At 41.3% G+C, this 22,932-nt stretch carries 17 protein-coding genes and 4 pseudogenes; 5 read left to right on the top strand and 16 right to left on the bottom strand.

Going from position 1 to position 22,932, the window contains the following annotated elements:
- Window positions 1–36: 36 nt before the first annotated feature.
- The 9 genes from NSP_RS12870 to NSP_RS12830 all read right to left on the bottom strand — a co-directional run bounded on the left by NSP_RS12870 (window position 37) and on the right by NSP_RS12830 (window position 8,557).
- Window positions 37–1,512, bottom strand: a complete 1,476-nt coding sequence (locus NSP_RS12870) for a leucyl aminopeptidase (protein ID WP_006197752.1) — start codon at window positions 1,510–1,512, stop codon at window positions 37–39.
- A 74-nt stretch (window positions 1,513–1,586) separates the two neighbouring features.
- Window positions 1,587–1,922 carry a XisI protein gene (locus NSP_RS12865; RefSeq protein ID WP_006197753.1) on the bottom strand — a complete coding sequence of 112 codons (336 nt, stop codon included), beginning with the start codon at window positions 1,920–1,922 and terminating at the stop codon, window positions 1,587–1,589.
- 47 nt (window positions 1,923–1,969) lie between these two features.
- Window positions 1,970–3,100, bottom strand: a complete 1,131-nt coding sequence (locus NSP_RS12860; RefSeq protein ID WP_006197754.1) for a hypothetical protein — start codon at window positions 3,098–3,100, stop codon at window positions 1,970–1,972.
- Between the two features lie 556 nt (window positions 3,101–3,656).
- The gene (locus tag NSP_RS12855) at window positions 3,657–3,854 is read right to left on the bottom strand and encodes a hypothetical protein (RefSeq protein ID WP_006197756.1); all 198 of its coding nucleotides are present in this window, start codon (window positions 3,852–3,854) and stop codon (window positions 3,657–3,659) included.
- A 1-nt stretch (window position 3,855) separates the two neighbouring features.
- Window positions 3,856–4,425, bottom strand: coding sequence for an ATPase (locus tag NSP_RS12850; RefSeq protein WP_006197757.1), 570 nt, complete (start codon window positions 4,423–4,425; stop codon window positions 3,856–3,858).
- Window positions 4,425–5,381: a restriction endonuclease subunit S gene (locus tag NSP_RS12845; RefSeq protein WP_006197758.1), complete on the bottom strand. Its 957-nt coding sequence runs from the start codon at window positions 5,379–5,381 to the stop codon at window positions 4,425–4,427. Before NSP_RS12845 ends, NSP_RS12850 begins: the two co-directional genes overlap by 1 nt.
- Window positions 5,381–6,598 (bottom strand): DEAD/DEAH box helicase family protein, encoded by a 1,218-nt coding sequence (locus NSP_RS12840; protein WP_006197759.1) that lies wholly within the window; start codon window positions 6,596–6,598, stop codon window positions 5,381–5,383. Before NSP_RS12840 ends, NSP_RS12845 begins: the two co-directional genes overlap by 1 nt.
- 81 nt (window positions 6,599–6,679) lie before the next feature.
- A complete protein-coding gene (locus tag NSP_RS12835) occupies window positions 6,680–7,501 on the bottom strand; it encodes an alpha/beta fold hydrolase (protein WP_173403284.1) in 822 nt (273 codons plus the stop codon).
- A 330-nt stretch (window positions 7,502–7,831) separates the two neighbouring features.
- Window positions 7,832–8,557, bottom strand: coding sequence for a lysophospholipid acyltransferase family protein (locus NSP_RS12830; RefSeq protein WP_006197761.1), 726 nt, complete (start codon window positions 8,555–8,557; stop codon window positions 7,832–7,834).
- A gap of 378 nt (window positions 8,558–8,935) precedes the next feature.
- On the opposite strand from NSP_RS12830, the pseudogene metG reads away from it, so the two are divergent.
- From metG to lptC, 3 genes and pseudogenes are all read left to right on the top strand, one after another.
- A pseudogene (gene metG, locus NSP_RS12825) lies at window positions 8,936–10,538 on the top strand (methionine--tRNA ligase).
- A 171-nt stretch (window positions 10,539–10,709) separates the two neighbouring features.
- A complete protein-coding gene (locus NSP_RS12820; RefSeq protein ID WP_006197763.1) occupies window positions 10,710–11,339 on the top strand; it encodes a LabA-like NYN domain-containing protein in 630 nt (209 codons plus the stop codon).
- Between the two features lie 150 nt (window positions 11,340–11,489).
- Window positions 11,490–12,600: pseudogene (lptC, locus tag NSP_RS12815) on the top strand (LPS export ABC transporter periplasmic protein LptC).
- Between the two features lie 54 nt (window positions 12,601–12,654).
- Here the strand turns inward: lptC and NSP_RS12810 are convergent.
- The 4 genes and pseudogenes from NSP_RS12810 to NSP_RS12795 all read right to left on the bottom strand — a co-directional run bounded on the left by NSP_RS12810 (window position 12,655) and on the right by NSP_RS12795 (window position 17,548).
- The gene (locus tag NSP_RS12810) at window positions 12,655–13,980 is read right to left on the bottom strand and encodes a D-alanyl-D-alanine carboxypeptidase (protein ID WP_006197882.1); all 1,326 of its coding nucleotides are present in this window, start codon (window positions 13,978–13,980) and stop codon (window positions 12,655–12,657) included.
- Window positions 13,981–14,156: 176 nt separating this feature from the next.
- Window positions 14,157–15,227: an LOG family protein gene (locus tag NSP_RS12805; protein WP_006197883.1), complete on the bottom strand. Its 1,071-nt coding sequence runs from the start codon at window positions 15,225–15,227 to the stop codon at window positions 14,157–14,159.
- Between the two features lie 494 nt (window positions 15,228–15,721).
- Window positions 15,722–16,063 (bottom strand): annotated as a pseudogene (trxA, locus tag NSP_RS12800) (thioredoxin); the annotation flags it as partial.
- Between the two features lie 321 nt (window positions 16,064–16,384).
- A complete protein-coding gene (locus NSP_RS12795) occupies window positions 16,385–17,548 on the bottom strand; it encodes a GuaB3 family IMP dehydrogenase-related protein (protein WP_006197885.1) in 1,164 nt (387 codons plus the stop codon).
- Window positions 17,549–17,933: 385 nt separating this feature from the next.
- On the opposite strand from NSP_RS12795, the pseudogene NSP_RS12790 reads away from it, so the two are divergent.
- Together NSP_RS12790 and NSP_RS12785 are read left to right on the top strand one after the other, a co-directional pair.
- A pseudogene (locus tag NSP_RS12790) lies at window positions 17,934–18,296 on the top strand (transposase); the annotation flags it as partial.
- Between the two features lie 668 nt (window positions 18,297–18,964).
- The gene (locus tag NSP_RS12785) at window positions 18,965–19,591 is read left to right on the top strand and encodes a CPP1-like family protein (protein WP_006198934.1); all 627 of its coding nucleotides are present in this window, start codon (window positions 18,965–18,967) and stop codon (window positions 19,589–19,591) included.
- Between the two features lie 190 nt (window positions 19,592–19,781).
- Here NSP_RS12785 and NSP_RS12780 read toward each other — a convergent pair whose 3' ends face one another.
- The 3 genes from NSP_RS12780 to NSP_RS12770 all read right to left on the bottom strand — a co-directional run bounded on the left by NSP_RS12780 (window position 19,782) and on the right by NSP_RS12770 (window position 22,737).
- Window positions 19,782–20,480 (bottom strand): HAD family hydrolase, encoded by a 699-nt coding sequence (locus NSP_RS12780; protein WP_006198935.1) that lies wholly within the window; start codon window positions 20,478–20,480, stop codon window positions 19,782–19,784.
- Window positions 20,481–20,532: 52 nt separating this feature from the next.
- Complete coding sequence (hppD, locus tag NSP_RS12775; RefSeq protein WP_006198936.1) at window positions 20,533–21,564, bottom strand: 4-hydroxyphenylpyruvate dioxygenase; 1,032 nt, start codon at window positions 21,562–21,564, stop codon at window positions 20,533–20,535.
- Between the two features lie 111 nt (window positions 21,565–21,675).
- The gene (locus tag NSP_RS12770) at window positions 21,676–22,737 is read right to left on the bottom strand and encodes an NYN domain-containing protein (RefSeq protein ID WP_017804121.1); all 1,062 of its coding nucleotides are present in this window, start codon (window positions 22,735–22,737) and stop codon (window positions 21,676–21,678) included.
- Between the last annotated feature and the right edge of the window lie 195 nt (window positions 22,738–22,932).

Below are 22,932 nucleotides of genomic sequence, written 5' to 3'. Positions count from 1 at the left end.
CCCTACACCTCCCACACCCCACACCCGGCCTAATTTCTACTGTCCTAAGATCCAATTAACTAGGGTTCGCACGCCGTAGCCTGTAGCGCCTGGGCTGTTGTAACCGTTTTCTTTATCTGCCCACACTGGCCCAGCAACGTCTAAGTGCGCCCAAGGGGTGTCTTTAACAAACTGTTTGAGGAAAAGCGCCGCAGTAATGGAACCACCAGCACGAGGCCCGGTGTTTTTCATGTCCGCAATCCCGGATTTTAGCCCTTCAAAATATTTTTCTTCCATTGGCAGCCGCCACAGTTTTTCTCCAGCGCTTTGGGCAGCTTGTTCTAGTTGGGCGGCTACAGCATCATCAGGAGTAAACAAGCCAGCAATATCATCACCCAAGGCTACAATACAAGCACCTGTGAGGGTAGCTAAATCAACGATCGCATCTACTCCTAATTTATCTGCATACACCAAGGCATCAGCTAGGGTTAAACGCCCTTCAGCGTCGGTGTTGTTCACTTCGATTGTTTTGCCATTTGATGCTTTTAAGATGTCGCCAGGGTGCATGGCGTGACCGCTAATCATGTTTTCTGTGGCGGCTGAAATGAAGTGAACTTCTACATCTGGCTTGATTTGGGCAATGGCTTTGGCTGCACCCAAGGTAGTACCTGCACCGCCCATATCCATTTTCATGGTTTCGATGCCGCTACCAGCACCTTTAATATTCAGTCCGCCGGAATCGAAGGTTAAACCTTTACCAATAATTGCTAGTTTGCGTCTGGGTGTACCTGCGGGTTTGTATGTGAGGTGAATGAATTTTGGTGGCAAATCTGAAGCTTGAGCAACTCCTAAAAACGCACCCATACCCAGCTTTTCGCAGTCTTCCCGTTCTAAAATTTGGATCTCAATGCCGTGTTCAGTGGCGATCGCCTGAGCTGTTTCTGCTAAGGTAATCGGTGTAACTTCATTGGCTGGTGCTGCTACCAATTCCCTGGCTAAATTTACCCCAGAAACGATGTGATTGGCGCGGGTAATGGCTGCTTCTTGTCCAGCTAACCCCAGTAAATCTACTGTTTCAATTTTTGCGCCTTTATCTTCTGGCTCAGACTTAAAGCGAATGTCTTGATAAAGAGCTAATTGTAGACCTTCGGCGATCGCCTGAGCGGTTTCTGCTGGCTTGTTATCGCACAATGGCAAACTCAAACCCAGGTTTTTGCTTTTTTGTTTTTTTGCCACCCTAGCCACAGCAGCAGCAGCACGTCTGAGAGTTTCTAGTTTTAAAGCGTCTGGTTTCCCCAAACCAACTAAAATTATTTTCCGGATCGGGCTACCAGCACTAACACGGGTGAAAATGCTGCTGTAGGCTTTGGCGGTAAATTCTTCCTCAGCAATCAGTTCTTTTAAAACACCGCCAAACTGCTCATCTAATTTTGCCAGTTCACCAGTTAACTCAACGGCATCTTCAAATAATCCGATGGCTAAAGTATCCCCTGACAACTCTAACAGAGGCTTGTTACTAGGTTGAATTTTCATTTTGTGATTTTATGTAAATTTTCCTGCTTTTACCAGTATTACTTAAAATTCTTTTTTCTTTGGTGAAGTCTCTATCAAGCAACGCCGCACCCTGTGTAAGGACGTTTGTATGGAGGATGCAGCCCTAGAACTATATCTTCTTTAGGAATGCCCATGTCTAATAGTTCTTGACCGACATCAATATCAGTGGTGTTCTGTTGCAGCCAGATTTTGCCGTCTTTGATATCAAAGTGCAGGATGGTGTGATATACACGCTTTAAGCCTTTCCAACCCACTCGCATGAGTTGGTAATGATCTCGCACTGAGTCAAAAAATAGCTCGTTTTCCACATCTTCTTCTTGGGATTTATACTGACTATGTTTTTCTAAAAGAGTTTGGATGCAGGAACGATAATTTTCTAGCTTCTCCATTGCACAATCTCCTCAAACCTCTAGAAGAACTCGCTCATATTATTAATTTACGAGTTTTCAATACCCTTAAGTTGGGAAATTTTTTCACACTGAGCTAATAAAGGACTCGCCAAATCAGGATTTTCTTGGGCAATTTCTTGACATCTAGCTACTAAAGCAATGGCAAAATCAGGGTTGAGTTGTTGTAATAGCTGATCTAAAGGCTGGGGTGATTTGATGTTTTGACCAATCTCTTGCAATGATTCATCACTCAAATTAGCAGCTTCTAATTCTGGTAAGATTTCTTCCCAATTCTTCTGAGGGTAACTGGCGAGGATCATTTGCACTAAAATCTGATCCATGATGGCTTCTTGCGCCAAAGCAGTTGCTAGATACTCTTCACTTTCAGCCTGTAAAGTTGCTAAAGTTTCTGGGGAAGTTAGAGAAGTGGATTCATCTAGCTTGGCTTCATAAAATCGACAAGCTGCATATCCTAAAGAATAGATCATTGTGGCATTTGTGCTAGTGGCGATCGCCGCACCAGCAAAAGGCACATTTCGCAGCAAACCCAAACCGCCCAATCTTAAAAGACGACCACCACCCAAGCCTAAACCAAAAATTCCCAAAACTTCACCCTTCCGGGCGGGATCTTTTAAATCTAAACCATAAACCGCAGCAATTTGATAAAGCATTTCTGATTGTAATTTGGTGGTTGCTGCCAAATCAATAGCCAACAACGCCGCCGCCACTCCTGGTAAAATACTACTGGCTAGACCAATCCCCCCGGCTTTTCTGGCTTTATCAACCATAATCCTGTGGGCGATTTGACTGGGTGATTCATCAGGATACTTTTGCTTTAGCTTATTTACAGATGCTTCAGCTTTTTCTAAATCGACACTTTCACTAGGGCTAATCAACCAATTCAGATTTAATACCCCAGTTAGTTTTCTCACAAACCAATTTTCGCTGATGTGATTAACTACATTACCTGTAGTTTGAGTGCCTTGTGCAATTAATTTATATGTTTCTTGTGCAGCAACTACTCCCGCCCCTATGGATGTATCTAAGACTATTTTGCCAGCTTCGGCGGCAGTATGGGTAATTGCTTCTCCTACCTTACCCACAGACTCGCATACAGATTTATGATCTGAATTATCTAATTTTTTTACCTCTATTTCTGGTTTGGATGTCTCTGTCATTGTTAAGCACCATATTAACAGTCTGTTGTTTCAGTTGTACTGAATATGGCAGGGGCTGACATCCTCCAGAATGAGCAAATTTAAGATGAATTAACCGCCGATCAGATTTGCATTGGTTGATACCTCTACCTCTGTTTTACCCTCTAAATTGTCAGTTATCCCTTGGAACAATTCCAAAGCTGCACCTAAGTCCTCTGCAATTTCCAAAGCTAAAATATCCGGTGCAGGTAAATTATCTGAATCCTCTAAACTGTCATCCTTCAGCCAAAATATATCTAAACTGACCTTATCCCGTTGAATCAGTTCCTCATAGCTAAAAACTCTAAATCGCTCATTTTCTTGGCGTTCCTGGCGATTGTCAGCATTAAATGACCGAATAAAGTCTTGCAGATTTTCGGAACGTAGGGTGTTAGTTTTCAGGGTGAAATGTTGGTTAGTCCTAAAATCGTAAATCCAAAGCTTCTCAGTCCAAGTTGCAATAATTCCAGAGTTTTTGGACGATGGTTGAGGATTCGTTAGCCATTAGTTAAAATTAAGATTGTTGAATCTCGTTTTGTTAAGCCTGAATTTGCTCAATAGATAATTCAGTTGAGTCGAGAGGGGGAATTTGTTCAGGGGTTAAAGTAACAACTTGTCCATCTTGCCAAATGCTAATAGATTCTCCTAATTTGCGGTGTCTTTCTATAGCTTTAGCAACAGCAGCTTTAACGCCAGCATCTATTTTTTGATGAATTTCTGTTAGGGGAATTTGCATTTTATTCACTGATTGTAATTTGATTCCAGGTTTCGAGTTCATAGATAATCGCCTCCTGATTGATATCTGATGCAGCCACTAATAGAGGTTCAGACCCAGAATTATCATAGATGATCCAAGTATCGCACAGAGGTAAATACAAGTTAATTAGGTTTGTGCGTCCGCGTTCGTAGCGACGGCGAATAGTATCTTCTGGGATGTTGTGACCGCCACTTTCTACCCGTCTGTGTACCCGTGCGATGGCTAATTCGGGACTTTGTAACCAAAAGTAAATTAAGTTGATAATATAACCTTTGTCTTTACATTCTCTCAAAAATCGGGCAAAGTTACGAGCCGCTAAAGTTGTTTCAAAGGCAAAATCAGCTTCAGCATTCACCAGAGTTTCTAGTCTTGCTAACATTAATCGTCCGGCTTGAATAGCTACAGATTCCGGGTTAAAAGGAGAAAGTCCGGCGGCTATTTCATCGGCGTTAACATATTCAAATACTTCTAGGAAGTAGGGAAGGATTTGCAGGGCGGTGGTAGTTTTACCAGAACCGTTTGCACCGCCGATAATGTATAAGTTGGGCATTATTCTAATGGTAATGCTAATTGTGCGGATGATTTAGGCTGAGATTTGGTTTTTTTCTTGGTTTTGGTTGTTACCTGTTTAGCTTTTTCTGCTTTGATGCGTTCTAGGAGTTTTTCGGCGGGTTCGTCGTTGGGGTCTTGGGGGACAAGTTGACCTGTAAAGGCTTGTTTTAAGATGCTTTGGCGGAGTCTTTCAGCGCGTTTGATGTTGGTGTCTACGGTTTTTTCGAGTTGGTCTGTAACAGAGAAAATAAGTTCAAGTTCTTCAACAATTTTGCTTTGTTCTGCCCAAGAAGGCAAAGGAACAGCTAAATCAGATAAAATTTCTACATTAATATTCTTTTGTGCGGTTGCAGGTGCATAACGCTCTAAATTTTCTTTAGCAGTTCTAATAAAAAATTCAATCCAGTTGATCTCACAATTATTAGAATTTGAGATAAAGCCTACTATACTATCAGGAAAACAGGCATCAAATCCTAATATAGCTGTTTCTGCAATATTGGCGGCGATGGTAATACAAAGTGTTCCTTTACTCCATAAACGACTTTGCTTTAAACCTTCTTCGCTATAAGTTTGGGTATAACCATGAATTACACCGTTAGCACTTCTAACATCTCCTGTTTGAATAAACGGATATTGACCACCATATAATTTTGGATCGTTTCTAGGACGATGTTTTGATTTTCCTCTATTTAATTCACCAAGTTGAGGAAGTGTCGCCCACACCCACCCATCAGGTAACTCAGGTAACTCAGAGGTATCAGGTGCAACAGGTTCTTTATATTTCAGCTTCCAACTATCATCCTTGGGAGTTTTACCCTGTGCTTGCATTTTCGCCAATTGTTCAGCTTCCCACTTCTCCCGACGCTGCTTGAGGATGCGTTCAAGTAACACTGAAGCGGGTTCTAATTCCCCTTGATGTGCTGTGCGCCATTCCTTAGTTAAATTTCCTTCCACTAACGCACCGCACGGGTTTGACGATTGCGTGTATCAACATAAAACCCTGATTGAATAGTGCTACCCTGTTCAGTAATTTGGGTGCGGATGCGGTAAACTTCATACCCCACATTTACCCCATCAGCTACCGCCCGTTCATGGGGATATTCCATCACTAAGTTCTGATTAAAAAAACCAAATGTTTGCAGAGATGGAGTAGCAGTTAAGCCAATCAGAAAAGCATCAAAATATTCTAAAACTTGTCGCCAAATATTATAAATTGAACGGTGACATTCATCAGTAATAATAAAATCAAAAGTTTCTAAAGGAATTTTTGAGTTATAAACTACATCCTTAGTTTGTTGGTTTTCCTCTTCCCCACCAAACAAAGATGCTTGCTCATTTTCTGCCTCAAATTCAGCTTCCCCCCGCAACATGGAATAAAGTCGCTGAATTGTGGTAATACAAACTTTGTTCACTGGATCTATGGTATTGGAAGTCAACAACTGCACATTATAAAGTTCTGTAAACTTCCTTCCATCATCAGGAGTGACATACTGTTTAAACTCTTTTTCGGTTTGTTCTCCTAAGTTCTTTCTATCCACCAAAAATAAAACTCGTTTCGCCCCGGCTATTTTAATCAGCCAATAAATAAAACTCACAGACGTGTAGGTTTTACCAACCCCCGTCGCCATCTGTATTAAGGCTCTAGGGCGATTTTGTTTTAAAGAATCAAATAACCCAGCAATGGCTTCTTTTTGACATTCCCGTAAATCCTCTGTGTCAATTTGCGGTAACAATTGCAACCGTCCTCTGAGGGTGTCAGATTGTCCTAACCATGCTTGTAATGTTTCTGGTTTGTGGAAACTAAACACCTTTCTAGAACAAAAATCAGGGTCACGGTTATCTGTAAAACAGGTTTCTACCCCCGTGCTTTCGTAGAGGAAGGGTAAAGGTTTGCGGTGACAGTTTAATTTTGGGGGAAGCTGAAATGAATATTTATCAGATTGATTTTCTACACCACTGAGAGTTGTACCTACTTTTTTCGCTTCAATTACACCCGCAGCTTTGCGGTTAATAATTAGCAGGTAATCAGCAAACCCTGACTTGAGGGGATATTCCCGCACAGCAATACCCAAAGCCGCACTGAGATTGATTTGTTTATAGTCTTGAATAATCCAACCTGCATCGGTGAGTAGTTGGTCAATTTTGACTCTGGCTTGTTCCTCTGGGGTCATGACTGATTTATTATGCGGGTATATAAATTTTCATGCCTTTTGAGGTAAAAATGCAACTAAATGAGGGTTATTCCCCACTCCCTACTCCCCACTCCCCACTCCCTGTTCGGCTTTAAGCTGATGTTCGACAAAATTTTGTTCTCGTAAGATTTTATAGAGATTAATATTGTGTTCTAGTAAACAGGCGTGTCCACTGTCAGGTAATACAGCTAACTTGGGGTTAGGTAAAATACTTAGCAAGCGTCTGGCTTCGTTGACTGAGGGTAAGAGGCGATCGCCAGCACCAGCAATCAGCAAAACTGCTTGAGTGAGTTGGCGTAATTGCGCTTCAGTCACACTAAATTCGTTCAGTAGAGACAATCGCCAGTTAACTGTAGCTGGGGGTACAGAACGCATCGTTTTCAGCAGTTCATGGCGCAGGTGGCGGGGAATACGTGCCAAGGATGCTAAAAAGGGTAATAACCCTAGTGCGCCCAGATCATACAAATATTCTGGAACAAAGTAAGTAAATTGGGATGTCCAAGCCAACCAAGGGCGCAGCTGAAAAGCTGATGCTGGGTTAATTAAGATAATTCGCTTAAATAACTGTGGCGATTGGGTTGCTACTTTCATCGCCAAACAACCCCCAAAGGACTCGCCACACAGGTAAACTGGTCTGTGTGAGCTTTTTTCTAATTCGGCATGGATCAAGTCTAAGACGTTGTTGCTTAACTCGTCCCAGGTGGTGAGGTCTTGTCTGGGAATCGCCAAACACCGGACATCAAAGCCAACCTCTAAGCCCGCAGTTTGCGATCGCAATAATTCACCAGTTCCATCTAACCCTGGTAAATACACAAACAACGGATACTCTATTTGGACTCGGTTAGGAGTCAGGAAACACGGCTTTAGCTCAACTTTTGGCATTGTAAAATATAAATTCAATTTTTTGGTTTTATGATAAAATCGTATCGTCTGTAGTAAAAACTACCATTAAATAATAAAAATTATAAATCATTCATAAAATTCTTTCCCATTTCACTTGGCGGTCTTGGCGGTTCGATCATCTATGTTCATAACTCATCTATGATTACTACATAAATTAAATAGTTAACATTAACTGAATAAATGATCAGCCTGTGAAGGATAGACCAATCAATTTAAGAATACTCCTGAAAAAACTATTGGTAATGCTTACGAGAAACATCCTCTAAAAACGGAACAGCATTAAATATATCCGTGAAATTATTCCACCCTTTAATAACAACCTTGCGCTAGTAAACTAGCAACTTCATCGTGACAATTTTCAGTTAGTTCATTCACAACATTTTTCGCTTGTTTGCCATGATATTTCTGTTGATGTTGTGGTGTAATCCAATAAGGGCGACCAACTAACACAGCCACCCGATTATATAGAACCAAGGGATGTAAACCTGGTTGATTAAACAGAGGTTCTGAAGGGTCGAATAAACTTAATAGTCGCAGAGGTAAACCATGAGCATTGATTTCTTGTAGGGAGGCGATCGCAATTGGTAAAATTGCTAAATCCTCGACATTAGACCGCAAAGCTAAATGAGCAAAACCTCTGTGAAATTTACCAACTTCATTTGGTTTGGTAGCTGTCACCATTGGCCGAGTTCCTTCAGGGAAAACACCCACCATCTGCTGTGACTGTAAAATTATCTGTGACTGTTCAAAAAAACTTTGCTGGCGACTGGGTGTATCCTCTAAGGGAAAGCATCCCAATTGTCCCGTGACAATTTCCCGCATCAGTGGTACTTGTCCCATATAGTGATGACAAGCAAAGCGAATTGGTCTGGATAACGCCGACATCAAAACCAGTGCATCCATAAAGCTACGGTGATTGCTGACTACCAGAACACTACCATTCCTGGGAATGCGATCTTCGTGATAGCGGAAAATTTGCGTTGATAACGCCGCTAGGAAATAGCGAGAAATATCCAGGGGACTATTTGGAGTCATGGGTAATTAATATATTTTTGGAAAAATATAGCCGATGTTCTTGACTTAATTTTTACATTTCTGTATTGATACTAAAGTAGTCTTAAGGCAGAAAAAATTTATCCATAAAGGTAGCTACATTTTCAAAATTTAGACTGATGTATTCACCGTCACCATTAATATGATAGCAATCATGAGAAATGTTTATGAGTAGATAAATTATGTCTTGTGAGTAGAGACTACCCGGATTTATCCACATGAATCAAAAATTATGATCATCAGAAATTTGCTAATATTAAATTATGGTTTGTCAAACAAGTAGTAATATTATATGATTGCCTGCATCTAGCTGTAAAAGTAAGATAGAAACCGTTTTAATAATTTATTTTTTTATTCTGTATGAATTTAGTAGATAAAACCGAAAAAAGATTTGCATTGACAACACCCCTATATTATGTAAATGATGTTCCTCACGTTGGCAGTGCTTACACAACAATAGCAGCAGATGTAGTGGCGCGGTTTCACAGGCTGTTAGGGCATGAGGTATTGCTGATTACAGGTACAGATGAACACGGGCAAAAAATTCAGCGTTCAGCAGAGAGTTTAGGGAAACCGCCACAAGAATTTTGCGATCAAATTGTGCCTAGCTTTATCAAGTTATGGCAGTTATTAAATATTCAATATGACCGCTTTAGTCGAACTACCGCATCCCGTCATGAAGCCATCGTCAAAGAATTTTTCATGCGAGTTTGGGAAAAAGGCGACATCTACCAAGGTAAACAGAAAGGCTGGTACTGCGTATCTTGTGAAGAATTTAAGGAAGAACGAGACCTATTAGAGGGAAAGCGTTGCCCTATTCATACTAACAAAGAAGTTGAGTGGCGAGACGAGCAAAACTACTTTTTCAGTTTATCTAAATATCAAACTCAACTGGAAGAATTTTACCAGTCTCGACCAGATTTTATCCAACCAGAAAGCCGGCGGAATGAAGTCTTGAGCTTTGTCAGCCAAGGTTTACAAGATTTTTCCATTTCGCGGGTAAATCTAGACTGGGGTTTCCGGGTACCAGTTGATTCCCAGCATACCCTTTATGTCTGGTTTGATGCTTTGCTTGCTTATGTCACCGCATTACTAGAAGCAGATGCAGAACCAACTTTAGCCAACGCCTTAGAAACTTGGTGGCCAATTAACCTACATCTCATTGGTAAAGATATCCTCAGATTTCATGCAGTTTATTGGCCAGCCATGCTGATGTCGGCTGGTTTACCCCTACCAGATCAAGTATTTGGACATGGTTTTTTAACTAAAGATGGTCAAAAAAATGGGTAAGTCCCTGGGTAATACCCTCGATCCCATCGGGCTAGTTGAAAGTTATGGTAGTGATGCAGTTCGTTATTACTTCCTTAAGGAAATCGAATTTGGCAAAGATGGCGATTTTAATGAAGTTAGATTCATTAATGTTTTAAATGCAGATTTGGCTAATGACTTAGGTAATTTGTTAAATCGCACCTTAAACATGGTGAAGAAATACTGTAGTAATGATGGACTAACAATTGGAAATGAAGCCATTAATGACGAAAATCCTTTAAAAGCGATTGGTTTAGGTCTAGGAGAGCAGGTAAAGCAATCATATCAAGCTCTAGCTTTCAACCAAGCCTGCGAAGCTACCCTGTTGCTGGTACGAACCTGCAATAAATTTATTGATGAGCAAGCCCCTTGGTCATTATATAAACAAGGAAAGCAGCAGGAAGTGGAAACAGTCCTGTACGCAGTTCTAGAATCTGTTAGACTAGCAGCTTATCTTCTTTCCCCAGTAATTCCGAATATCAGTAACGCTATTTATCTGCAACTGGGCTTTGGAATTGACTTTAATGATCAAGTAAAAACTTCCATGCTTGCTCCTTTTGCTACCCATGCACAATGGGGGTTATTAAGCAGTGAACAATCATTGGGTAAACCACTACCCGTCTTTAAGCGCATAGAAATTCCCAAAAACGATTAGTCTTTTTAATTTTTCATCATTTTTCGATTCTGTTCAATTTGTTAATTTTGTCAAAAAACTGATCGGGGCTGAACTTACTTAGCTCCGAAACCTTATCATAAGCTGTTCTAGCATAACATCTCAAAAACTACGTATCAAATATAACAAGCATAATAATGAGGTATGACAACAATGTTGAATAATCTAGAAAGTGATTCCATCTTTACGCCGGAACAAGTCTTAGAAAATCGAGGTCGTGTAGCTATATTCATTGATGGTTCTAATCTGTTTTATGCAGCGTTACAACTGGGAATCGAAATTGACTATACGAAGCTACTATGCCGATTGACTGGCGGTTCTAGGCTCTTGCGTTCTTTCTTTTATACTGGTGTAGACCGCACAAACGAAAAGCAACAAGGGTTTCTGTTGTGGATGCGTCGCAATGGCTACCGAGTCATCGCGAAGGATTTAGTACAGTTACCTGATGGCTCGAAAAAAGCCAACCTGGATGTAGAAATTGCCGTAGATATGATGGCTTTGGTAGATTCTTATGATACCGCAGTTTTAGTCAGTGGTGATGGGGATTTGGCTTATGCTGTCAATTCAGTCAGCTATCGTGGTGTGCGCGTAGAGGTGGTTAGCTTGCGCTCCATGACCAGTGATAGTTTAATCAATGTGAGCGATCGCTATATTGATTTAGAAGCCATCAAGGAAGATATCCAAAAAAACCCGCGTCAAAGCTATCCATATCGGCCTCTATCCAGCATGGGTTTTCTGAAAGATATCAGAGAGGCTGATCAACAGTTAGAAATCCAAGATTAATGAATTATCAAAAAGGTAGGCATAAAAAGAGAGTAAATAGTGGAAAAAAAGGGACAAAATCAACAAGATTTCCCACGATTATTTTCATCACTATCTCTCAATTCTTTACAACTAAAAGCAAATTGGTTTTACCTACCTTTAACTTTTTTATTGGTACTTGGATTAGTTGGTTGTGGGGGTAAATCTCCCACAACTTCGCAATCAGATAATGCTGATTCATCTCCCAAAGAAAGCAATTTAACCTTTTTTGTATGTCACTTTAGAACAAGCAGATGAAGTAGGAAGACCTGTTTGGAAAGTTCGGTCTAAGAAGGCGATATACACTCAAGAAAAACAAATTGGGCAGGCAGAAAAACCCGTTGGTGAACTGTACCAAGATGGCAAACCAATTTACCAAATACAAGCAGAAAAAGCAGATATTGAACAGGATGGTCAAAAGCTATTTCTCAAAGGCAAGATCCTGGCTACAGACCCTGTAAATGGGATTGTATTGCAAGGTAATGAATTAGAGTGGTTGCCTCAAGAAGATTTATTAATTGTCCGTAACCAAATCAATGGGACTCATAAACAACTAAAAGCAGTAGCGCAAGAAGCACGAGTTAAAACCCGCGAACAGCGCATAGAATTTTCTGGTGGTGTAATCGCTAATTCCGTTGATCCCCAAATGCAAATGCGAAGTGAAAATTTAACTTGGCGAATTAAAGAAGAAATATTAACGAGCGATCGCCCCATCCAAATTGACCGCTACAACAACAATAAAATTACTGACAGTGGTAAGGGAGATGCTGCCGAAGTCAACTTAAAAACTAAAATCGCTACTATCAAAAAAAATGCCCAGTTAAATTTAGTAGACCCACCCACGCAAATAGTTAGTAACTCTATGACCTGGGACATGAACGCAGAAACGGTGAAGACAAATTCCCCGATCTCTGTTGTCCAGCGTGCTGAAAATGTGACTGTCACCGCCAATAAAGGCGAAATGAAAATACAGCAAAAAATTGTCAATTTAACAGGTAATGTCACCGCTATAGGTCAACGTCGTCAGTCCCTCAAATCTAATAAACTCATCTGGTATCTAGACAAGAAATTATTAGAAGCGCAGGGGAACGTTATTTATCGTCAAATTGACCCTCCCATAAATTTTACAGGTGAAACGGCCGTTGGTAATCTGCAAACAGAAGACATTGTGGTTAAAAGTGGTACATCTGGCCGCAGAGTAGTCACTGAAATTATTCCTCAAGATGCAGGAATTCAGAATTAATGAGCAGGAGAAGTATGATTTGTTTAATTACGAATTAAGAATTACGAATTAGTCTTAATTCTTGCCTAACAAAATTTCGTTACGACTAGCCGCACCCAATTGAGGCGAGAAATATTTAGGAGAGTGGGGAGTAATGGATGGGGGAGTATTGGGAGCGACTTCTAACTGTTTTACCAGAGCTTGTAATAGCTGATCTTGATTAGTGCGGAAAGCTGAGATTTGGGGGCCACGGTTAATAATAGCAAACCACACCAAACCGCGATCGCGTGTGGGGATGACTCCAGCTAAAGCGCTTACCTCCCGCAAAGTACCAGTTTTCATCACAGTAGCATGAGGCATATTTCTATATTGCATTGTTCCGCGACGGTCAAATCCAGAGGTAGGAAACAAATCAGCGACATTAATTTGATGGGTGGCGGCTTCCCGTTGAATCGCTATTAACATCGCACAAGCGGCTCTGGGAGAAATGCGATTGTCTACTCCTAATCCTGAACCATTAATTAACTGAATTTCTGCCTCCGGTACGCCAGCGAATTTAGCCGCTTGCAATTGCATCACAGCCGCGCCTCCTACTGATTCCGCCAAGATTTCTGCCATGACGTTGTTACTGAAAACGTTCATTTCCTTAATTAATTGCTGCAAAGGTAAAGAACGGTGACGCACCACTAAGGTTTGTTGGGGATTTGCTTGGGTTGCTAATTTCACACTACCCGCAATCACAACTTGAGGCTTGGCTGTCCCCTTCGGCATGATTGAATATATATAATTTGCCGGACGAGTCCAAGTGGTGTAATTCAGTGCTTGCTTGAGCATCTGCCCAGCTAATATGGGATTGGGTTCAAAATTCATGGCGAAATTGCCGCTTATTAGCAAATTTCCCTTTACTTGCTTAATACCCATTTTATTCAGAGTATTACCCAGAGCGATCGCTTCTTCCCAAACAAACATCGGATCACCACCGCCAGTAATCACCAAATCACCCTGTAATACGCCGTTAACTATTGGCCCTGTAGCGCTGATTAAAGTTTCAAATTGGTGGTCTGGCCCCCAAGTTTTCAAAGCAACTAGAGAAGTAGCAATCTTAGTTAAAGAAGCCGCAGGTAAAGGTGTTGTACCTTGATGATTCGCCATCAACATTGGCCCCGACTGCATCCAAATTCCTTGACTCTCGGCTAAGTTTTCCGCTACCAGCTTCGAGGAAATCAGTTCTTGCAAATATTGTTGAACTGTAGTGGAACCGGCTGGATTTGGATCAGGAGCCAGAACCAAGCCAGGACTACTTTGCCAAGCTAATGCCTGTAAGGCTTCTTTAGGCTTAATTTGTACCCCAGCCATTTCCAGCCACAGAGAAACTAAACCTGAACCCAATAATTCCAGCATACTTTATTCCTCTAAATTGTTTCCTGTGCTAATATACAGCCCTTTTGAGCAGAATCAGCAGGATGCGTTGCGCGGCACAAGAACTCACCATTTTAATGAGTAGGGGCGGGTTTACCAATATCCCCATTCATGATGAATAATATCCATGAACCCGCCTCTAATGCGTTATGCGGTACTCACTTCCTTTCTGGATGTGCCTTTTCTTCAATAGAGGGAGTACCCATCTGGTTAATTAATGCAATCATTTGATACAAACGACCTAAATCACGTTGGTTAAAGTACAACACCAAGCGTGGTAGTTCTGCTGTTTCATCTTGGTTTTCTTGAGGTAAAGCCTGACTTTTGGCAATTTTTCCTTTCACCAGGATATCGCTAAAGTTAGCATTTAACTTTTCTACCTCAGCATCTGATAAATCGGCTGACAGACGAATCACCAATTGCTCACCTACGTAGCGGCTAGAGTGATAAACTTGGTAAAAACTGGTAATCGCATTACAAGCTACTTCCAGGTTATCTGTCACTGTATAAAGGCTGGGGTCTTCCGGACTCACCAGACCTTTTTGCACCAATTGTTGATTAATATATTCGCTCCAAGACTGCCAATAATCGCCACCTGGATGATCAATTAAAACTACAGGAACAGGGCCAAATTTACCCGTCTGGCTTAAGGTCATACACTCAAAAGCTTCATCTTGAGTGCCAAAACCTCCCGGAAATAAGGCCACAGCATCACTTTCTTTGAGGAGAAACAGTTTGCGGGTGAAAAAATATTTAAAATGAATCAGCTTAGGATCACCCTCAATAAATGGGTTCGCTTGCTGCTCAAAGGGTAACTGAATATTTAAGCCAAAAGAATTATCTCGCCCAGCGCCTTCGTTTCCAGCCTGCATGATACCGCCGCCGCCGCCTGTCATCACCATGAATCCTAACTGACAAACAGTGCGAGCAAACTCAAGGGCCATCTGATACTCTGGTGTTGCTGGTGATAAACGCGCCGAACCAAAGATAGTTATTTTGCGGACGTGTCGATAATCATAAAATAGCTGGAAACCTCGCTCCATATCTGCTAAGGCAGAGGACAAGATTTTCCAATCAAGGCGTTCAATTTCACTCTCAGCTAGACGCACTATAGTAGCCAATGCCTGCTGAATCAGTTGCCGATTTTTTAAGGTTGGTAAACGATCAAATAGTTCAGCGATATCCGCCTGAAGAGTCTCTAATGTGTCAAACGACGCAGATGAGGTCATGAGAACTGTCGCCACAATGGCATTACATTTTACCTGATTTTGGAATGCAGTTGACAACCGCTTCAAGCAGTCGTTATTTGATACTCCATAGTTTTATTAAAAAGTACCTTTGGTTCAAAATTCGCCAAGGCACTGGTCAATATTTTAATCGACATATAGCAATATGCTTTGATTTAGTGAATTTACTGGCGTGGTCAGGAAAAACTCATGAGGGAACGGGGGACAGGAAAGACCGCATAGATGTGTAGTGACGGCTACGCCAACAAAAATAAAATAGGAGTCAGGAGTTCGAGAGCGCACTCAGTCGTTAAACAAACGCCATCCTGCTCCAGTAGTAGCAGCACATTTTTAGCAGTAGTTCTTTGCAACTATTTACCAGAAAAAAAAAGATTTTTGGAGACGCGAAAACTCGCGTCTCGCAAACTTCTTAACAAAGATTTACCTAAATCTAAAGCAAATAGAAGCCTCAAAATGATTTTGATATCAATTGAGTTTCAAAGATATTTTTCCAACGTGTTAGCTAATGTAGTTTTAGGTACGGCACCGACTACCATATCGACCTTTTGCCCACCTTTAAAAATCATTAACGTGGGAATGCTGCGGATACCGTACTGACTAGCAACTTGAGGGTTCTCATCTGTGTTGACTTTCACCACTTTGATTTGACCTTCATACTGACCGGCGATTTCCTCTACAACAGGAGCTACCATGCGGCAAGGACCGCACCAGGGGGCCCAGAAGTCAACTAAAACTGGTACATCGCTTTCGAGTACTTCTTGCTTAAAACTAGAATCCGTAACTTGTTCGGCTGCTGTCATGCCTAAAAACCTTTGCCAATTATATTTCTGAGTTTGGTGAAAATTCTACCATAGCAAAAACAGCTGCCCAGAAGTCAAAAATGTACATTTGCAACGAAACTAAAGAAATTATGGACAAACATAAGGAACCGCCCAGACAATAGTCCGGGCGGAGTGTGGTGTGAGGAGTGAACGGAAACATCTGTCTCCGCTATCTCTATTGTAAGCGACATATCGGATTTTTCCAGAGATTGTTTAAGAGTCTGGAAAAAAATTTTTGAAGAATTTGAGTTTGGGCATGGGGAACAGTAAATATTTTATTTCTTATTACTGATTCCCTACGCCCTATTCCAATTTTCTTTATTTACCCATGCCTAATTGTTGGGCTTTTTGGTATACTTTACCTTCAGTTAGTAGGGAAGGAGCAATTACAACTTCAACTTTCTGCATTTCTTTGATGTTTTTGGCTCCTAATGTCCCCATGCTAGTTTTTAAGGCTCCCACAAGGTTATGAGTACCATCATCCAGTCCGGCAGGACCGATGAGTATTTGCTCTAGACTCCCAGTTGTACCAACGCTAATGCGAGTTCCACGAGGCAGCACTGGGCTAGGAGTTGCCATTCCCCAATGATAGCCCCTGCCTGGAGCTTCGGCGGCTCTAGCAAAGGGAGAACCAATCATCACTCCATCGGCACCGCAGGCGATGCATTTACAAATGTCGCCACCGGTAATTAAACCGCCATCGGCAATGATGGGAATGTAGTTACCAGTTTCCTGATAATAATCATCTCTGGCGGCGGCACAATCTGCGATCGCTGTTGCTTGGGGTATACCCACACCCAAAACGCCACGAGAAGTACAAGCCGCACCAGGGCCAATTCCCACTAATACCGCCGCCGCTCCAGCTTTCAACAAATTCAACGTGACTTCATAGGTAACGCAGTTCCCCAACGCCACGGGAATGGGCATAGAACGGCAAAACTCCGCCAAATCTAGGGTAACTATCGAATCTGGCGATAAATGTGCCGTAGAGACTACCGTAGCCTGCACAAAAAACAAATCTGCCCCAGCTTTTGCCACTACCTCACCATATTTACTGGCTGCGGCTGGGGTAGCACTCACCGCCGCTATACCACCTTGTTGTTTAATTTCCTGAATACGTTTTTCAATTAATTCCGGCTTTATGGGTTCAGCATAGAGTTCTTGCATTAAGGAAACAAATTCACTTTTCCCTACAGAGGCAATCCGATCTAAAATTGGCTCTGGGTCAGCATAGCGAGTTTGAATACCTTCTAAGTTGATGACTCCTAATGCTCCTAACTGTGAAAGTTTGACAGCCATCTTCACATCAACCACGCCATCCATTGCACTGGCAATTATGGGGATTTCTCGCTCAATATTGCCAATAGTCCACTTTGTATCTGCCAGACTCGGATCGAGTGTTCTGCTACCAGGGACTAGAGCAATTTCATCAATTCCATAAGCTCTACGAGCTGTTTTTCCCCGCCCAAGTTGAATTTCCACGCTTTAACTTTGCTCAAATCTGTTTAAGCTAGGGTATCAAATTGTGAGGGGATTTGGAGCGTTTTTTTTGACTGTCACTACTAATTTTTAGAGCAAGTCCTAAGTTGACAATTTCATAGACAAAACTATACTTATATTGACAAAAATCAATATATATTTTAGGAAAAAATCAACTACTTGATATATAATACGGTGATATCAAGTATTGAATTGAGACTATTGCCGACGCGAAAACCAAGCAATGATGGTGGTAGTCTTTTTCAGAAACTTAATTGGAACACAATCGCGTCTGGCTAAGGCGTGAAAGTCTACTGAGGGATAACTGCTCCCATGCTCCCGTTGAAGTAGAAAGTAAAGTCTAGTTTTGTCTAGGTTTTATATAGCAGAAATAGAGGGAACAGTCAAAACTCTCACCATTAAACGCACACCATTGGGTGAGTTGTTCATGGTTGTAGTTGTTGATGAAGGTGGTCAAGCCGAAGTTGAAGTCAAGACAGGTAAAATCGCTGGCTTTGACTTTGGTTTAAAAACATTTCTCACTTGCTCCGATGGCACAAAAGTTGAATCTCCCCAATTTTTCAAACAATCGCTTCATCTGATTAAAAAAGCTCACAGACACCACTGTGCAAAGTCCAAAGGGTCGGCTAATCGTGAAAGAGCTAGAAAGAATCTGGTACGCAGGTATGAAGATATTTCTCACAAAAGACGCGATTGGTTTTGGAAATTAGCACATGAGTTAACTGACCGAAAAACGAGACGCAAGCCCCTGACTTTAGGCATGGGGAGAAGGCGGTAAGAACTTTTAAGTTCCGTCAAACGATTGCGTGGCTTTAGCCACAGTGTTAAAATAGATTAGCGAGAAAACAAGTAGGAATAACCTTCAGCGCATTGAAGTATCCTAGTACGGAGCAATCCCGGCAACGGACATATCCGACTCGATTCGGAATAGTTAAAGGGCGAATAATGGCAGGATATGGAGCGTTCATCTTTAAAATATGAAGGACTCAGAAAGTATGCGCGAATGAGAGCAAAAGCTCTTTGAGTGAGTAGAGGGATACTTGAATGTCCCGTTGTCGCCTTTTTCAGGTGGGCAAGAATCCCCCGGCTTTAGACGTGGGGAGGTTCAAACATAAAAATTAATTTTTTCCCAAAAAATGTGTTTAAGGCGTTTCTAGCTCCAGTTCTAGAGTAAAGCGCTCATTGAGCAAAGGCATGAAGGCATACACGGAGTTATAGCAATATGTTAAAGTTGACTTAGTTCAAAATTCAAAGTCAATCCCACTAACCCATGCTACTATCCTGGTAGGGCAAAAAAATGGATTGATCCCTTGGTTTAAATCAAGATAAAACCTAAAGTTGTTTTTCCAAACAGCGAAAGACTGCCGCTGACTAAGGCTAAAGAAAGTATAAACTCCCATGAGCGATCAAAATCCCTACGAGAAACTTGGGGTATCAGAAGATGCTAGCTTCGATGAAATTCAGGATGCTCGTAATCGCCAATTGGAGCAATACAATGGCGATGCCAAGAGTCTAGAACTCATTGAAGTAGCTTACGATGCGATTTTAATGGATCGCCTACGGATGCGCCAGGAAGGTAAAATTAAAGTACCTGAACGGATCAGGTTTCCCGAATTGCGAGTGCAATTACCTGCAAAAGACAGTCCCACCCCTCGCGAGCAGTCGCCTGCATGGCTGCAAAGAATGCTCGATCAACCCTCGCCTACAGATATACTGTTACCTGGCGCGTGGTATTTGGGTTTAAGTGCCATTAGTGTATTTACTCAAGCGGCCGGCGATCAGATTTTACAGTTGGCTTTAGTAGTAGGTATAGGAATCAGTATTTACTTCCTCAAACGTAAGGAAGGGAAGTTTGGTAGAGCAGTTTTATTGACGCTGATTGGTTTAATTGTTGGTTTAATTGTCGGAGGGCTACTTGCTAGCTGGCTGTTGCCGCAAATAAACTTGGTTCAGTTCACATCTGAGCAGTTCTCTACAGTATTCACATTTATATTGTTGTGGCTCATTAGCAGTTTTCTACGTTAAGCCGATGAGTTGTGTTGGGATTGGGGATTGATTAATAGACATTTGCTGAGAAAGAATATAGAGACGTGATATGTCACGTCTCTACAAGGGTTTTGCAAAAAGCATATTTAAATTGGCTCAATGTTTGATGGTAATAGATAACTTGGTTTGATCGTTTGTCTATGAGCCATCTTGTTCAGAGCAGCCGCTCTTAGCCAATTTTTACTGACTGAGATTCGAGAATAAGTTTGACAACTGTACTCAAATCCTGAACAATTAAGTCGGGTTGGTAAATTTCTAATTGAGTGCGATCACGAATCCCAGACTCCACAGCCATCACCTTAATACCGTATTTTTTCGCAGCAGCAATATCAGCTTCAGTATCCCCAACCATCCAAGTATCGGATGCAGGGGGAAGTTCTGCTAAAGCCCGTTCCATCAACAAAGGCTTATCTTGAATGTCACTCGTTTTAACATAGTCGTTTTTCAGGCAATAACAGCGATTTTCTGGAAAAAAACTGCCTAAGTCGTATTTTTGAAAGGCATAATCTAGTTCCCTGACTCGACGCATTGTCATCACAGCCAAATCAATTCCAGCCTGTTGAATTTTTAACAGTCCCTCTACAGCACCTGGTATGAGGCGGTCATACTCAAAATAAGTGTCTGTGTGTACTGTTTGTCGGCGCAACTGGGCAAATTCTTGTGCTTGGGTAGCATCCAAACCAGAGTTTAAGGCAATTTGTCTTTCAGGGACGCGCGATCGCTTGAATTGCCAAAATTCGGCTTTGGTAAGTTGTTGCACAGATTGTTCGGGATAGCGGATTTTCTGCAAACAATATTGATAAACACGGTAATACCGTTCAGATACATCAATAATCGGGCCGTCGAAGTCAGTAATTAATCTTAGCATCGGCGGAAATTGTGAATTTTTATGACAATTATCTCATTTCTTGACTCATTAGTTATCGCAACGTACCGCGTTTGATTTGTTCACTTTCAATGGCCTGAAATAAAGCGCGAAAATTACCTTCCCCAAAACCTTTAGCCTGGTAACGGCGCTCAATAAACTCAAAGAAAAAAGTCGGTTGTCGAAAAATGGGCTGAGTAAAGATTTGTAGTAATACTGCATCTTGAGCATCTTCTTTCCAGTCCACCAAAATTTCTTGCTGGGCGATCGCCTCAAGTTCTAGCATTGATAAAGGGAATCCTGGGCGCTGTTTAATCTGTGAGTAGTAGCTTTGGGGAACCGAGAGTAAAGATAAACCACGGGCGCGAAATTGAGCGATCGCACTGATAAGATTAGGTGTCCCCAAAGCGATGTGTTGAATTCCTGGCCCCCGATTCACATCCAGAAACTCTTGAATTTGGGAATTGGGCGAAGCTGGTTCATTAATCGGTAATTGTACGCTACCGTTACGGGAAACCATAACTTGGCTATATAAAGCAGAACGGTCGGTTTGAATTTTAAAACTTTGCTGGGGTTGAAAATCGAGAATTTTTGCGTACCAAGCAACAGCAGACTCTAATTCACCCACAGCCACATTCACCACTATGTGATCTATACCAGTAAAAGTATAATCTGTTGTTTGTGGTGCATCATCCCCTGATCTGGAAATTAACGTATGAGACAACCCACCCCAAGCGGCTATTTTACCACACTTGCGAGAGACATCACCAAACGCCTGTGACTGAATGGGTTGAATGACAGTAGCGCCGTGAGTTTGAGCGAGTGCGATCGCACCTTCCACATCTTCCAAAGCAAAAGCCACATCTGCTACCCCTGGTGGATGTTGGCGCAGAAACTCAGCCACTGGACTCGTAGGTAATAAAGCTGAAGACAGCAAAAAGCGAACAATACCGTTGCTCACTACTTCCGTACAAGTGTGAACCGAACCGATGCGACTGTCTACTGCTGTAAACCCCAGGTGGTGTACAAACCAATCCCGCCAGACTTTGGCATCTTCAACATAGAAATGAACGTGATCAATTTTCATAAATCCTGAGAATCCAGCACAACAGCTTACCTATCTGTAGTTTTTGTCTTTTTTGCTAGATTATCAAGTATTTCCTGATTAATCATACACCACTATGGATACTCTGAGAATTTAACGTAAAGTAATTTGCCATGCTTTCCCTGTTTGTTTCAGGTTAAAAGATTTACACGACTGTAAAAATTTAAGAAAATTACCATTCAACTTTAAAGATTTGATTTGTTCTGTTATAGGTTTACCATAGCGGTGACTAAATTCCACACCCAATGGGCTAATATCAATGTAGCTGGTAGGAGATTTGATAGTTAACTCTTGAAGAATATCCTTGAGTGCTTTTTCCAAATCTGCTGGGGAATTAATCCTAGATAATAAAGGAGACTGATTATTACTACTTAATGAAGCATCTTCCTTCTCATTTATAAGTGGCGACTGATTAATTTGAAATAGTGTTATGTATATTTCAGATGATGTATCGACTTGGTGAACCGCAAATTCAGCCGGATAGTTAATAAAAATATCCCTCGCTCTTTTACCAGGTAAATGCTGAGAAACTACTTGACTGATAGTAAAATTATATTTATCTTTAAAAATCTTAGAAAGAGCGGAAAGTTTAACCCAATAAATTTTATTTTGTTTTTGCTCTGCTTGGATTAACTGTTTAATTTGCTGAAGAAAAATTTCAATTGTGGGAATCTCAGGAGTAGCTTTGGGAAATTGTGTGATGGGTTTTCCTGTAGAGCTATTCAATACTATCAGGACTTCTTCTTTCTTCATAGCCTGATAAACTATTAATCCATTTTGCTGAAGCTGGTTGCACAGATTGGTCATCACTTTATCTGACGAACAAACTATAACTTCTTTAGCATGGTTGTAACGTTCATGAACTGACGAACCCAAGGCGATCATTTTACCATCAGCATTATCTTTACCGACAGGAACGTGAATCAATTCGTATCCACGCTGATGTAATTCTACATCTCGTTTACCCATTTTAGACCAATTAGCAAAGGCAATCTTAACTTGCAGGGGATAGCTAGAAACTGTGGTTAAAAACTTCTCCATTTTAGCGTTGAGTTGTAAATTTTCTGCATCTAGCAGTAGAATAGCGATCGCTGGAGGAGAAAAAGAGCTTTTATTATTTTCCGATACTTGTACAGTCTGTTCGTCATTTGACATAATTCATGCATTACATTAGGATAGCCTGGTTTAGACCATCATCAAGGATGGTTAGTGACAGTGTATTATTATATCTAATTAAAAACAACTGATAACCGTAAAACTGCCTACAGGAAACACTTTAAATTTACCTAAATTATGGGACTAAGTATCGAAATTAAATTAATTTAAACTGCAATTGTAATGTTAAAAATG

Origin of the sequence: Nodularia spumigena CCY9414, from assembly GCF_000340565.2 — a bacterium.
In the GTDB taxonomy this organism is placed as follows: Bacteria; Cyanobacteriota; Cyanobacteriia; order Cyanobacteriales; family Nostocaceae; genus Nodularia; species Nodularia spumigena.
This window is presented reverse-complemented; position numbering and strand designations above follow the sequence as displayed.

Bases quoted from the DNA above. Each gene is read 5' to 3' on its own strand.
- NSP_RS12805 (WP_006197883.1), bottom strand. From the start codon at position 15,227: ATGACCTCATCTGCGTCGTTTGACACATTAGAGACTCTTCAGGCGGAT.
- NSP_RS12855 (WP_006197756.1), bottom strand. From the start codon at position 3,854: ATGCAAATTCCCCTAACAGAAATTCATCAAAAAATAGATGCTGGCGTT.
- NSP_RS12770 (WP_017804121.1), bottom strand. From the start codon at position 22,737: ATGTCAAATGACGAACAGACTGTACAAGTATCGGAAAATAATAAAAGC.
- NSP_RS12850 (WP_006197757.1), bottom strand. From the start codon at position 4,425: ATGCCCAACTTATACATTATCGGCGGTGCAAACGGTTCTGGTAAAACT.
- NSP_RS12820 (WP_006197763.1), top strand. From the start codon at position 10,710: ATGTTGAATAATCTAGAAAGTGATTCCATCTTTACGCCGGAACAAGTC.
- NSP_RS12830 (WP_006197761.1), bottom strand. From the start codon at position 8,557: ATGACTCCAAATAGTCCCCTGGATATTTCTCGCTATTTCCTAGCGGCG.
- NSP_RS12865 (WP_006197753.1), bottom strand. From the start codon at position 1,922: ATGGAGAAGCTAGAAAATTATCGTTCCTGCATCCAAACTCTTTTAGAA.
- NSP_RS12860 (WP_006197754.1), bottom strand. From the start codon at position 3,100: ATGACAGAGACATCCAAACCAGAAATAGAGGTAAAAAAATTAGATAAT.
- NSP_RS12785 (WP_006198934.1), top strand. From the start codon at position 18,965: ATGAGCGATCAAAATCCCTACGAGAAACTTGGGGTATCAGAAGATGCT.
- hppD (WP_006198936.1), bottom strand. From the start codon at position 21,564: ATGAAAATTGATCACGTTCATTTCTATGTTGAAGATGCCAAAGTCTGG.
- NSP_RS12840 (WP_006197759.1), bottom strand. From the start codon at position 6,598: ATGACCCCAGAGGAACAAGCCAGAGTCAAAATTGACCAACTACTCACC.
- NSP_RS12810 (WP_006197882.1), bottom strand. From the start codon at position 13,980: ATGCTGGAATTATTGGGTTCAGGTTTAGTTTCTCTGTGGCTGGAAATG.
- NSP_RS12780 (WP_006198935.1), bottom strand. From the start codon at position 20,480: ATGCTAAGATTAATTACTGACTTCGACGGCCCGATTATTGATGTATCT.
- NSP_RS12870 (WP_006197752.1), bottom strand. From the start codon at position 1,512: ATGAAAATTCAACCTAGTAACAAGCCTCTGTTAGAGTTGTCAGGGGAT.
- NSP_RS12835 (WP_173403284.1), bottom strand. From the start codon at position 7,501: ATGCCAAAAGTTGAGCTAAAGCCGTGTTTCCTGACTCCTAACCGAGTC.